The sequence below is a fragment of the Marinobacter fonticola genome (assembly GCF_008122265.1).
Taxonomy (GTDB): domain Bacteria; phylum Pseudomonadota; class Gammaproteobacteria; order Pseudomonadales; family Oleiphilaceae; genus Marinobacter_A; species Marinobacter_A fonticola.
Window position 1 is genome coordinate 4,273,306 of the sequence record NZ_CP043042.1, and the last position, 12,056, is coordinate 4,285,361.

10 protein-coding genes are annotated in these 12,056 nt (G+C 59.2%); 3 read left to right on the forward strand and 7 right to left on the reverse strand.

Going from position 1 to position 12,056, the window contains the following annotated elements; genetic code table 11:
* Positions 1-58 precede the first annotated feature (58 nt).
* From phoU to FXO11_RS19055, 5 genes are all read right to left on the reverse strand, one after another.
* A complete protein-coding gene (gene phoU, locus FXO11_RS19035) occupies positions 59-778 on the reverse strand; it encodes a phosphate signaling complex protein PhoU (protein WP_148864518.1) in 720 nt (239 codons plus the stop codon).
* Between the two features lie 25 nt (positions 779-803).
* Positions 804-1,655, reverse strand: a complete 852-nt coding sequence (gene pstB / locus FXO11_RS19040; protein ID WP_406565654.1) for a phosphate ABC transporter ATP-binding protein PstB — start codon at positions 1,653-1,655, stop codon at positions 804-806.
* Positions 1,656-1,701: 46 nt separating this feature from the next.
* The gene (pstA, locus tag FXO11_RS19045; RefSeq protein ID WP_148864520.1) at positions 1,702-2,976 is read right to left on the reverse strand and encodes a phosphate ABC transporter permease PstA; all 1,275 of its coding nucleotides are present in this window, start codon (positions 2,974-2,976) and stop codon (positions 1,702-1,704) included.
* Positions 2,969-4,357, reverse strand: coding sequence for a phosphate ABC transporter permease subunit PstC (gene pstC / locus FXO11_RS19050; protein WP_148864521.1), 1,389 nt, complete (start codon positions 4,355-4,357; stop codon positions 2,969-2,971). The genes pstA and pstC overlap by 8 nt, the downstream gene beginning before the upstream one ends.
* Before the next feature lie 240 nt (positions 4,358-4,597).
* A complete protein-coding gene (locus FXO11_RS19055) occupies positions 4,598-5,650 on the reverse strand; it encodes a substrate-binding domain-containing protein (protein WP_202980258.1) in 1,053 nt (350 codons plus the stop codon).
* A 376-nt stretch (positions 5,651-6,026) separates the two neighbouring features.
* Between FXO11_RS19055 and FXO11_RS19060 the strand changes: the two genes are divergently transcribed.
* The 3 genes from FXO11_RS19060 to FXO11_RS19070 all read left to right on the forward strand — a co-directional run bounded on the left by FXO11_RS19060 (position 6,027) and on the right by FXO11_RS19070 (position 8,457).
* Positions 6,027-6,584: a TRAP transporter small permease subunit gene (locus FXO11_RS19060; RefSeq protein ID WP_148864522.1), complete on the forward strand. Its 558-nt coding sequence runs from the start codon at positions 6,027-6,029 to the stop codon at positions 6,582-6,584.
* A gap of 29 nt (positions 6,585-6,613) precedes the next feature.
* Complete coding sequence (locus tag FXO11_RS19065) at positions 6,614-7,966, forward strand: TRAP transporter large permease (RefSeq protein ID WP_148864985.1); 1,353 nt, start codon at positions 6,614-6,616, stop codon at positions 7,964-7,966.
* 89 nt (positions 7,967-8,055) lie between these two features.
* Positions 8,056-8,457: an acyl-CoA thioesterase gene (locus tag FXO11_RS19070; protein WP_148864523.1), complete on the forward strand. Its 402-nt coding sequence runs from the start codon at positions 8,056-8,058 to the stop codon at positions 8,455-8,457.
* Positions 8,458-8,533: 76 nt separating this feature from the next.
* On the opposite strand, the gene FXO11_RS19075 is transcribed toward FXO11_RS19070, so the two are convergent.
* Both FXO11_RS19075 and uvrD read right to left on the reverse strand, forming a co-directional pair.
* A complete protein-coding gene (locus FXO11_RS19075) occupies positions 8,534-9,709 on the reverse strand; it encodes a TRAP transporter substrate-binding protein (protein ID WP_148864524.1) in 1,176 nt (391 codons plus the stop codon).
* 177 nt (positions 9,710-9,886) lie between these two features.
* Positions 9,887-12,052 (reverse strand): DNA helicase II, encoded by a 2,166-nt coding sequence (gene uvrD, locus FXO11_RS19080; RefSeq protein ID WP_148864525.1) that lies wholly within the window; start codon positions 12,050-12,052, stop codon positions 9,887-9,889.
* Between the last annotated feature and the right edge of the window lie 4 nt (positions 12,053-12,056).

Here is a 12,056-nt window from a genome sequence, read left to right on the forward strand (position 1 = left end):
ACATCGCCTGCCGCGCTCGCGACAGACGATGTTCGCCATCCGGCATCAGCCGGAAAGTTTAGCTACCGACGACTTTCTCGGCCTCTTCCATGGGTGTGTGGCGTACGTCCTCGCCCTTAGCCATGAAGATGACGTGTTCGGCCAGGTTGCAGGAATGATCGCCGATGCGCTCCAGCGCCCTCAGCACCCACATGACCGACATGCAGCGGGAGATGTTGCGCGGATCTTCCATCATGAAGGTCACCAGCGTGCGTGTGGCCGCCTGGTACTCCTCGTCGACGCGCTTGTCTTCCTTCATGATCCGCAGGGCCTGCTCGGAATCCAGGCGGGCGAAGGCGTCGAGGGCATCGCGCAGCATCTGGCCCACGTGGTTGCCAATGTGGCGCACCTCCACGTAACCGCGCGGCGCCTTGCCCTCCTCGGACAGGCTGAGTGCGAACTTGGCGATCTTCTTGGCCTCGTCGCCAATCCGCTCCAGATCGGACACCATCTTGATGACGGAAATCACCAGCCGCAGATCCCGGGCTGCCGGTTGACGGCGTGCGATGATGCGAGTCGCTTCCTCGTCGATTTCCAGCTCCAGACGATCCACCTGCTTGTCGCGGCCGCGGATTTCGTCGGCGCGGTGGCCGTCACCGTCGATCAGCGCGTCGACGGCGTCGATCACCTGCTGCTCGACCATCCCGCCCATGCGCAGAAAATCCTCCTTGAGGCCCGCCAGATCCGCGTTGAACTGGTGGGAAATGTGATCGCCGTAGACATCTTCCTTTTTCTTCATGCTCAATCTCCGCTTCCGGTTCGGATTAACCGAAACGACCGGTAATATAGGATTCTGTGAGTTCGTGTTCAGGCGAGGTAAAGACCTTATTGGTTTCACTCACCTCCACCAGATGCCCCAGGTGGAAATAGGCCGTCCGGTGAGAGACACGTGCTGCCTGCTGCATCGAGTGCGTTACGATAATAATGGTATAGCTCTCGGACAGCTCCGAGATCAACTCCTCGACCCTCGCCGTGGCAATCGGGTCCAGCGCTGAACAGGGCTCGTCCATCAGCACAACCTCCGGACTAACGGCAATCGCGCGGGCAATACATAGACGCTGCTGCTGGCCACCGGAGAGGCCGGTACCGGTGGTGTCGAGCCGATCCTTGACCTCACTCCACAATCCGGCAGCGCGCAGACTCCGCTCGACAATATCGTCCAGGTCCGATTTCCGGTTGGCCAAGCCATGAATCCGCGGGCCGTAGGCCACGTTATCGTAGATGGACTTGGGAAACGGGTTGGGCTTCTGGAAGACCATTCCGACCCGCGCGCGCAATTCGACGACGTCCCGCTTGGGGTCGTAGATGTTGTTGCCATCCAGTTGCAGCTCGCCTTTGACGCGACAGATATCGATACTGTCGTTCATTCGGTTGAGGCAGCGCAGGAACGTGGACTTGCCGCAACCGGACGGGCCGATGAACGAAATGACCTCGTTCTTGGCGATGTCCAGGCTGATATTCTTGATCGCCCGGTTGGCGCCGTAGAAAACCTCGACGTTGCGCAAACTGAATTTCGGATCGGATACGAACGGCGTCCCGACCGTCTTGCCCTCGAGCTTGGTATCGTCAAACGGGGCTTCGGCCTGCGGGATCCGTTCTTCCTCGGGCGTCTCCATGCTGTCTGTGAGACCTGGGTTCATGGTGTTCATGGAAAATCTCCTGTTACCACCGGCGCTCAAGGCGGCGGCGCATCCAGATGGCTAAGGCGTTCATACCGATCAGGAACGTCAGCAGGACCATAATGGCAGCGGACGCCCGTTCAATAAATGCGAGTTCCGGGCTCCCTGCCCAAAGGAAAATCTGTACCGGCAAAACCGTGGCCGGGTCCGTCAGACCGTCCGGCACGTCGACGATGAAGGCCACCATGCCAATCAGCAGCAGCGGCGCGGTTTCACCCAGCGCCTGGGCCATACCGATGATGGAGCCGGTGAGCATGCCGGGCATCGCCAGTGGCAGCACATGGTGCAGCACCACCTGCATCTTGGAGGCGCCGATGCCCTCGGCCGCCTCGCGAATCGACGGTGGCACACTCTTGATCGCCGCCCGGCTGGAAATAATGATCGTCGGCAGCGTCATCAGCGTCAGCACCAGACCACCTACCAGCGGCACCGAGCGCGGCAGGCCGAACAGGTTGATGAACACTGCCAGACCCAGCAGACCAAAAATAATCGACGGCACCGCGGCCAGGTTGTTGATGTTAACTTCGATAAAATCGGTCAGCTTGTTCTGTGGCGCGAACTCCTCCAGGTAGATGGCCGCGGCCACACCGATGGGGAACGCGAGCAGCAGCGTCACGACCATGGTCAGTAGGGAGCCGACCATGGCACCCAATACACCGGCACTGGTCGGTTCACGGCTGTCTCCGTTGAGGAAGAACTCGTCGTTAAAGGCCCCTTGAATCGCACCGGACTGCACCAATTCGTCCACCCAGCGTTGCTGGTCTTCGGAGAGCTTGATGGAGTAGCTGGTATCATCCGCGTGTTTGACGTAGACGCTGGTGTCGTCGCTGGTCAGGAAGGTCATCTTCTGGGGTGAACCCAGGATTTCCGGCCTGTCGATGACGGCATCACGCAACGTGCCTGAGGCGTAGGGGTTGATCAAACGCCCCAACGCTTTCTCGTCGCCGTCACCGGCGCTGGGCACAGCCCGCTTCAACGCCTCGACAATGGGCGCGCCGTAGTTGGCTCGCCGCAGCGATTCCGGGTCCGAGGGATCTTCAATCTCCATCATCTCGGGATCCAGTCGAACCTCAAGGGTCACCGTGGTCTTGATGAAGCCCGAATACCCCTTGCCGATGATGTCGGTAAACAGAATTACCAGCGCCGAAAGCGCCAGGGCAATAGCCAGGATGCCGTAGAGCCGGAAGCGCCGTTCCTTACGATACCGGCGCTTGAGCGATTTGCGGACAAGTTCCGCCTGTTCGTGTGAATTACTCATACTGTTCCCGATATTTGCGGACCACATGAAGGGCGACGATGTTCAGCACCAGGGTGACGACGAACAGCATCATGCCCAGGGCGAAGGCGGACAGGGTCTTGGCGCTGTCGAATTCCTGGTCACCGGTGAGCAGGGTGACGATCTGAACCGTCACGGTGGTGACCGCTTCCAGCGGATTGGCCGTCAGGTTGGCGGCGAGACCGGCGGCCATGACCACGATCATGGTTTCGCCGATGGCACGGGAGACAGCCAATAGGATGCCCCCCATGATGCCCGGCAGGGCCGCCGGGAAGATCACCTTGGTCATGGTTTCAGCCTGGGTAGCGCCCAGGGCCAGCGAGCCGTCCCGCATTGTTTGCGGCACGGCGTTGATCACATCGTCGGACAGCGACGACACGAACGGGATGATCATCACCCCCATCACCAAACCCGCGGCCAGCGCGCTCTCGGTGGATGCACTCAACCCGATGGCCTGGGCGGCGTCGGCAATGAACGGCGCGACCGTCAGGGCCGCGAAGAAACCGTAAACCACCGTCGGAATACCGGCCAGCATTTCCAGCAGCGGCTTGATGATGCCGCGCATGCGCTTGGAGGCATACTCGGACAGGTAGATCGCCGACATCAGTCCCACCGGCACGGCCACTATCATGGCAATGGCGGAAATCAGCAGCGTACCGACGAACAGCGGAATCATGCCGAAGGAACCTTCCGCACCGACCTGATCCGCACGGATAGCGGTCTGCGGGCTCCAACTGGTGCCCAAGAAAAACTCGAAGAAAGAGACCTTATTAAAAAAGCGAACAGTCTCGAAAATCACGGAAAACACAATGCCAAGGGTGGTGAGGATCGCCAGCGCCGCACACATGAAAAAGATTTTGCGCAGCGTGGATTCCACTTTTTCACGGGCGTTGATGTGCGGAGCAATCCGCAGCCAGGCGACAAACGCGCCGAGAATGGCGACGCAGATCACCAGTAAGGACATCATGAACTTGCTTTCGTCCCGCAGTGTCGTCAGCAGCTTCGATGCTTCAACGATACCCTCTGGCGCGTATTTCGGGTTCAAAGCACCCGAGGCGACGTTACTGATCTGGGACAGGATGAGGCTCGCCCGGCCTGCTGAATCTGGCCGCAGATCCTCCGGCAACGACGCAACAACCATCGTTTGGATGATTTTGTCTTCGAAACTGAGCCAAAAGCCGAAAATGATCAGGGCGGGCAGGCCACACCAAAAAGCCGCTCGGGTCGCATAATAAAAAGGCAGGGATTTGAGATGGCGTATCCCACCCAGCGGCGATGCGACGGCACGGGAACGGGCGTAGCCCAGTGCGAACGCAATGCCCACCAGGACCACAATCAGCGGAAAAAGATTGGCCGGTTGCATGTTTTCTCTCTTTGGGTCTCGTTTCTGGCGTTGAGCCGCGATTTTGGCGCTACAGTCTAACCCTTCACTGCCAGCGGGTCACAACGGCCCAGAACTCGCTTTAGATTCCGGCGCACAGTCAAAACCAGCACATACGTTCGGAACCAGACATCACTTGCAAAAATAAGCGCCTCTGGAGACGCGAAAAGTGCGGAGCCCTGAGGACCCCGCACTTTCAATCACCGACGTGGTCGAGCCAGCTTACTTGAGCTCGTCACCGGTCATCGACTTCAGGTTCTGAGCCTGCTCGGCCCACTGCTTACGGGCGGATTCGTCGAGCGGGATCAGGCCAACGTCAGCCAGGTAGCCGTTCGGGCCCCAGGTCTGTTCGCTGGTGAACTCGGTCACGTACTCGGGGAGGCCCGGTACCACGCCAACGTGAGCTTTCTTCACGTAGAACCACAGTGAACGGGCCACCGGGTAAGCGTCGCTGGAGATATTCTCCATGGTCGGCTCTTTGCCGTTGATGGTGGCCGCCTGCAGGGTGCCGGCATTCTCTTCCAGGAAGCTGTAGCCGAAGATGCCGTATGCCGCGGTATCGCCCGTCAACTTCTGCACGATCAGGTTGTCGTTCTCGCCGGCTTCGATGAAGGCGCCGTCTTCACGCATGCTCATGCACGCCTGATCCTTCTTGTCGCCTTCCATCTTTTCGATCATCGGGATTTCTTCACAGCCGGCTTCCATGACCAGCTCGTTGAAGGCATCACGGGTGCCGGAAGTCGGCGGGGGGCCCATCACACGGATCGGCTTATTCGGCAGGCTGGAATCCACTTCGTTCCACTTTTTGTACGGGTTGTTGACCAGCTTGTCGCCGCCGTCGGGACTCGGAACCTGCTTGGCCAGGGCCAGATACAGTTGTTTCAGAGTGACTTCTAGGTTCTCAGCTTCATTGGAGCTGGCGATAACGATACCGTCGCTGCCGATCTTCACTTCGGTAATTTCTTTAACGCCATTGCTCTGGCAACGCTCGAACTCGCTCGGCTTCATACGGCGAGAGGCGTTGGTAATGTCCGGGTGCTGAGTGCCAACACCGTCACAGAACAGCTTCAGACCGCCGCCGGAACCGGTGGATTCCAGCTTCGGAGTGGGGAAATCGGAGTTACGACCAAAGCGCTCAGCCACAACAGTCGCGAACGGATAAACAGTGGAAGAACCGACGATGTTGATGGTGTCACGCGCCAGGGTCGGCGTCGATACGGCGGCCAGGGCGCCGGCTACCGCTACGCTTGCGACAGCTGCTTTCAGGTTTTTCACGTTGAGCCTCCATAATGCGATTTATCTGACGGGCAATCCCTGACCGCATGGTTTTTTTGGCAGTCAGGCCCGTTGGCGAAACCGGCAGTGGTGAGCCGATGTGTGAAGCCTAAGCGCTCTTTGTGACAGTTATATGACACCCCTTCGATTTTACAAATTGCAACACCCGTTTTAACGGTAGGTCGCTTCGATCTTCATGTAGCTCTTGAAGTCATGATCATGATCACCTACGAAGACCCGATGTAAAATTAAGTCGATTAAACGGCTTATCTGGCGAAAATACTTAGCCATTCGTCGGCATTCGCATCATTTTGCTTGCAGACCCCGCCGCGACCACTAACATGTTCCTTTATTGCCCACTAACAAATATAAAATCATGTATCAGCGCTCCCCCCTGCTTCGTATCACCGGATTTCTGGATAGTTTTACCGAGGTCACAGGTCGCACCCTGGCCTGGCTCAATATCGCGATGGTGCTGTTGACGTTCGCCGTAGTGGTTCTGCGGTATGCGTTCGACGAGGCCTCCATCTTCATGCAGGAAAGTGTCATGTACACCCATGCCATTGTGTTCCTGCTCGCCAGCGCCTATACCCTCAAGCACAACGAGCATGTGCGGGTGGACATCCTCTACCAGCGCCTGTCCGGCAAGGGCAAGGCGGTCGTAGACCTGCTCGGTACGCTGCTCCTGCTACTGCCCGTGGTGATCTTCATCCTCGTCACCAGTTGGGACTACGTGGTGCGCTCTTGGCGAATCTTTGAAACCTCGCCCGAGACCAGCGGCATTCCTGCCGTGTTTCTGCTGAAGACGCTCATACCCGTCATGTGCGTATTGATGGTGATTCAAGCCGTTGCCGAAGTATGTCGCAACCTCGCCGTGTTGGTCGGCGCCGTTCCCAAAGAAGCCGCCCCGAACACGGAGGATAATAAGCTTTGAGCGCTGTTATCGAGTTTCTCCCCCTGATCATGTTTGCCGTGGTCTGCCTGGTATTGATGGCCGGTTATCCGGTCGCCTTTTCCCTGGCCGGCACCTCTCTGGCCTTTGCTCTGGGCGGCATGGCCTTCGGCGTCTTCGATGCCGGGTTCCTGGGCGCCACCCCCAACCGCCTTTACGGTTTGATGACCAATCAGACGCTGATCGCCGTGCCGCTGTTCATCTTTATGGGCTGCATGCTGCAGCAGTCGAAGATTGCCGAAAATCTGCTGGAAAGCATGGCGGAGCTGTTCAAAGGCCTGCGCGGCGGTCTGGGCGTCTCCGTGGCGTTGGTGGGCATGCTGCTCGCGGCCAGCACCGGTATCGTCGGCGCCACCGTGGTCACCATGGGCCTGATCTCACTGCCAACCATGCTCAAGCGGGGCTACAGCCCGTCCCTGGCGACCGGCACGATCTGTGCGACCGGCACCTTGGGCCAAATTATTCCGCCGTCGATCGCCCTGGTGCTGCTGGGCGATGTCATGTCTAGTGCGTACCAGCAGGCCCAGCGCATGCAGGGGATTTTCAGTCCCGACACGGTTTCGGTAGGCGACCTCTTTGTGGGGGCGCTGGTTCCGGGCCTGTTATTGGTCTTACTCTACATCCTCTACGTGATCGCCGTTGCCTTCATCAAGCCCTCGGCCGCGCCAGCTCACGGCAGCCTCGAAGGCGACGAAAATCATCGTAAAGTCAATCTGTTACACGACCTTACCCCACCCCTGATTCTGATCATCGCCGTGCTCGGATCGATTCTTTCCGGCATCGCCACGCCCACCGAAGCCGCCGGCGTAGGCGCTCTGGGCGCAACCATACTGGCGGGCCTGCGCCGCCAGTTGGGCGTCCAGGTACTACGGGATGTCTGCCAGCAAACCACACGGGTCACCTGCATGGTCTTCTTGATCCTGGTGGGTGCCGCAATCTTCTCGCTGGTGTTCCGCGGCTACGGCGGCGACGACTTGATCCACGGCCTCTTCGAGGACATGCCCGGCGGCGTGGTGGGCGCCATGATCGTCGTCATGGTGGTGATTTTCCTGTTAGGCTTCATTCTCGACTTTATCGAGATCACCTTCGTGGTCGTGCCGATTGTGGCGCCGGTACTGCTGAAGATGGGGCTGGACCCGGTCTGGCTGGGCATCATGATCGCGCTCAACTTGCAGACATCGTTCCTGACGCCGCCGTTTGGCTTCTCGCTGTTCTACCTTCGAGGTGTGGCGCCACCGGAGATTCGCACCGCTCAGATCTATCGCGGGGTGATCCCTTTCATTATCATTCAGCTGTTCATGCTGGTATTGCTGGCCCTCTGGCCGGAACTGGCTACCGGGTTGCCCGATTACCTCTATGGGTAAACGCCCGGCAGCATGAGCGAACATTCGCGCGGCGCCTCGCAATCACCGCACAGAGCACTCAATAAAAAGACAGTATTGGCGAAACAATCATGAACCTGAAGGACGACGATAAACCCAGCCCCCGGGGCCAACTGGCCCTGCAGGTGGTCCCCCTGCCCTCGGACACCAACGCCAATGGCGACGTATTCGCTGGCTGGCTGGTTAAGCAAATGGATATGGCCGCCGCTACGACAGCCGGCCGAATCTCGAAGGGGCGCAACGCCACGGTCGCTATCGACCGCATGGAATTTCTCTCTCCGCTGCGTGTCGGCTCTCAAGTCGCCTGCTATACCGAGCTGGTGGATATAGGCCGCAGCTCCATGAAGATCAACGTCGACGTCTGGACCCTGGACCGCGATAAAGACCGTATGCGCAAGGTCACCGAGTCGCTATTCGTGTTCGTAGCCATCGACGAGCATGGCCGGATACGGGAAGTGCCGCAGCAGGGATAGCGGCAAGCGGATTCAACCTATAAAAAAGCCCCGGCATGTCACCATGCCGGGGCTTTTTTCAGTGCGCCGCTACTTGTTATTGCTGGGCTGGAGCCGCTTCGCCCTCGGGCTCACGAATTTCCACGTAAGTCTGTTCCGAGATTTGCGTATAAGGCACCACCTTATCGCGGAACGATTTGTAGGAGTCATAGGCCTTGCCAGCCATTTCATCCTTCTCGGCCAAGGCCTTAACGGTCTCTTCCGACATGTTACGCAGACGGTTGATAACGTCGTCCGGGAAACGTCGTAGCTCAACGTTCTTCTCTTCCACCAGCTCACGCAGCGCCTCGTTGTTACGGGCGGTGAACTCCGCCAGCATGTCGGCGTTCATTTCGCGGATAGCGACGTCGAGGATGGCTTGCAGGTGCTCGGGCAGCTTGTTGTAAGCATCGGCGTTGATGATCATCTCCAGCGCGGTGCCCGGCTCGTGCCAGCCCGGGTAGTAGTAATAATCGGCAATCTGGTGCAGACCGAAGGCCAGGTCATTGTAGGGGCCGACCCACTCGGTCGCGTCGATAGTGCCGGTCTGCAGTGCCGTGAAGATCTCGCCGCCCGGGAGGTTTACCGGTGTGCCGCCGGCTTTCTCCAGTACGTCGCCGCCAATACCCGGGATACGCATCTTCAGCCCTTGCAGGTCTTCGACGCTGTTGATTTCCTTGTTGAACCAGCCGCCCATCTGGACGCCGGTATTGCCGCCGGGCCAGGGGATAACACCGAACGGCTCATAGGCTTCGCGGTAGAGCTCCAAGCCACCACCATGGAACATCCAGCCGTTGTATTCCTGCGCGGTCAGGCCAAAAGGAACGGTGGAGAAGAACTGGGCGGCAGGGATCTTGCCCTTCCAATAATAACCGGCGCCATGGCCTATTTCAGCCGTGCCCTGGGATACCGCTGAAAACACTTCCAATGCAGGCACCAGGTCGCCGGCGCCATAGACGGTGATGTCGATCTGGCCGTCGGTCATCTCGCGAACGTTATCGGCTAAACGCTCGGGGCCGGTACCCAGGCCCGGGAAGTTTTTCGGCCATGTGGTGACCATCTTCCACTTATAGGTCTGCTTTTGCTCGGCGGGCGCCGCGGCCTGCTCGCTGTTGTTGGACTGGGCACTGCTATCGGCGTCGGTCGAGGCGCTCTCCGGCTCCTGCGAGCACCCGGCAAGACCGAAGCTCACCGCGCCAGCCATCAAGGCGGCCAAAAGGTTACGACGTTTCATGTTTTCTCCTTCTTTATCATTGTTGTTTGCTTCCGGAATCGGCGGGCACCTTATCCGAAGAGCCTTCGTGCTCCATCAGCGTGCCTTATAATCCGCCATCTGACTCTTATGCGAAAGTCTGAGCCGATAAAACTTTTCTCCATGCGTTCGCAATCGCGACTAGGCGGATACGGGCGTTCAAAGCCGCTCCAGAGGAGCATAGGCCAGAACCAGCCATTTTGCGCCATCGTCGAAGTTCACCTGGACCCGCGTGTGATGGCCCGAGCCCTCGCAATTCATCACCACCCCTTCGCCGAACTTGGGATGGCGCACCCGCTGACCCAGCTGCAACCCGGCCTGCTCCATGGGCGAGGAATCGAACAGCCCCTCGTTGGGCCGCTGTACCAGGGCCGGCCGGGTCACCGTGTTGCGCAGCCGCACTTCCTGAATACAATCGCCGGGAATCTCGCGCACGAACCGCGACAGTGCATGGAATTTCTCCTGGCCATAAAGCCGCCGGGATTCGGCGTAAGTCAGGATCAGTCGTTTCATGGCCCGGGTAATACCGACGTAGGCCAGACGCCGCTCCTCTTCCATGCGGCCGGGCTCTTCCAGGGACATGCTGTGGGGGAACAGGCCTTCTTCCACGCCTGCCAGGAACACCATCGGGAATTCCAGCCCCTTGGCTGAATGCAGGGTCATCAGCTGAACGCTGTCCTGATTGTCGTCGGCCTGGGATTCGCCGGCATCCAGCGCCGCCTGGGCGATAAATTCCGACAGGGGATCGATGCCGTCTTCCACCTCGAAATCCGCCATCGCACTGACCAGTTCCTCCAGGTTCTCCACCCGGGCCTGCGCCTTTTCGCCTTTCTCGTTGGCATGGTGATCGCGCAGCCCGCTATCCTGAATGGCACGCTGGGTCAGCTGTTTGAGATCAAGCTCGTCCAGATCCCCGGCCAGGCCTTCGATGATGCCGACAAAACGCTGCAAGCCGGTCTTCGCGCGACCTTTCATGGCACCCGCCTCAAGCAGACGTTCGGTCGCCTGCCACAGCGAGATACCCTGCCCGGTCGCCATTTCCCGCAAGTCCGCCAGGCTTTTGGCGCCGATACCTCGCGGCGGCGTATTCACCACCCGTTCGAAGGCGGCATCGTCATGGCGGTAGTGAACGAGGCGCAAATAGCCCAGCGCATTGCGGATTTCCTGACGGTCATAGAACCGCAAACCGCCGTAGACGCGATAGGGCAGCCCCTGACGTAGCAGCGACTCTTCCAGCACCCGGGATTGAGCATTCGAGCGGTAGAGGATGGCGCACTCGCTACGCAGGTTGCCCTCATCCACCCAGGCGCTGATGGTGTCGGCGATATAGTTGGCCTCGTCCTGCTCGTTGAACGCGGCATAGAGGCTGATCGGCTCGCCCTCCACGCCATCGGTCCAGAGTTCCTTGCCCAGCCGGCCCTGGTTGTTTGCGATGACGGTGTTGGCGGCTTTGAGGATGGTCTGGGTCGAGCGGTAGTTCTGCTCCAGCCGCACGAGACGGGCATTGGGAAAGTCCTGCTGGAACTTCTGGATGTTCTCGACGCGGGCTCCCCGCCAGCCGTAGATGGATTGGTCATCGTCACCGACGATGGTCAGCGGCACCCGATGGCCTGCCAACAGCTGCAGCCAGGCATACTGAATGGTGTTGGTATCCTGGAATTCGTCCACCAGGATGTGCTGGAAGCGGCGCTGGTAATGGGCCAGCAACTCCGGCCGGTGCAACCACAGTTCGTGGGAGCGCAATAAAAGCTCCCCGAAATCCACCAACCCACTGAGCTGGCACTGCTTTTCGTACTGGCGATAAATCTTGAGCATTACCGAAGTAAAGTGATCGCCCGGATTGTCCTGAATATGGTCGGCCCGTAGCCCTTCGTCCTTCTGACCGTTGATGAACCACTGCACCTGCTTCGGCGGCCAGCGGCTCTCATCGATCTGCTGCTCGCGCATTACCCGCTTGATCAGGCGTATCTGGTCGTCGCTGTCGAGCACCTGGAAGTTTTCCGGCAAACCCGCATCCTGGTGGTGGGCGCGCAGCAAACGATGGGCAATGCTGTGGAAAGTGCCAAACCACATGCCATGGCCGTGGAGGTTCATCAATTCCCCGATCCGGTAGCGCATTTCTCGTGCCGCTTTGTTGGTGAACGTGACCGAGAGAAGGCCCGTGGCGGGCACCTGGTCCACTTGCATCAACCAAGCCATGCGGTGCACCAGCACCCGGGTCTTGCCCGAACCTGCGCCTGCCAGCACCAGCAGATGATCGTTCTGGGCCGTCACCGCCTCACGCTGGGCGTCGTTCAGGGAATCGATAATCGGGGAGACATCCATTGAG

What these genes read in the sequence shown, in the direction of transcription:
- phoU (WP_148864518.1), bottom strand. Translation starts at nt 778, where the DNA reads ATGAAGAAAAAGGAAGATGTCTACGGCGATCACATTTCCCACCAGTTC.
- pstB (WP_406565654.1), bottom strand. Translation starts at nt 1,655, where the DNA reads ATGGAGACGCCCGAGGAAGAACGGATCCCGCAGGCCGAAGCCCCGTTT.
- pstA (WP_148864520.1), bottom strand. Translation starts at nt 2,976, where the DNA reads ATGAGTAATTCACACGAACAGGCGGAACTTGTCCGCAAATCGCTCAAG.
- pstC (WP_148864521.1), bottom strand. Translation starts at nt 4,357, where the DNA reads ATGCAACCGGCCAATCTTTTTCCGCTGATTGTGGTCCTGGTGGGCATT.
- FXO11_RS19060 (WP_148864522.1), top strand. Translation starts at nt 6,027, where the DNA reads ATGTATCAGCGCTCCCCCCTGCTTCGTATCACCGGATTTCTGGATAGT.
- FXO11_RS19065 (WP_148864985.1), top strand. Translation starts at nt 6,614, where the DNA reads ATGTTTGCCGTGGTCTGCCTGGTATTGATGGCCGGTTATCCGGTCGCC.
- FXO11_RS19070 (WP_148864523.1), top strand. Translation starts at nt 8,056, where the DNA reads ATGAACCTGAAGGACGACGATAAACCCAGCCCCCGGGGCCAACTGGCC.
- FXO11_RS19075 (WP_148864524.1), bottom strand. Translation starts at nt 9,709, where the DNA reads ATGAAACGTCGTAACCTTTTGGCCGCCTTGATGGCTGGCGCGGTGAGC.
- uvrD (WP_148864525.1), bottom strand. Translation starts at nt 12,052, where the DNA reads ATGGATGTCTCCCCGATTATCGATTCCCTGAACGACGCCCAGCGTGAG.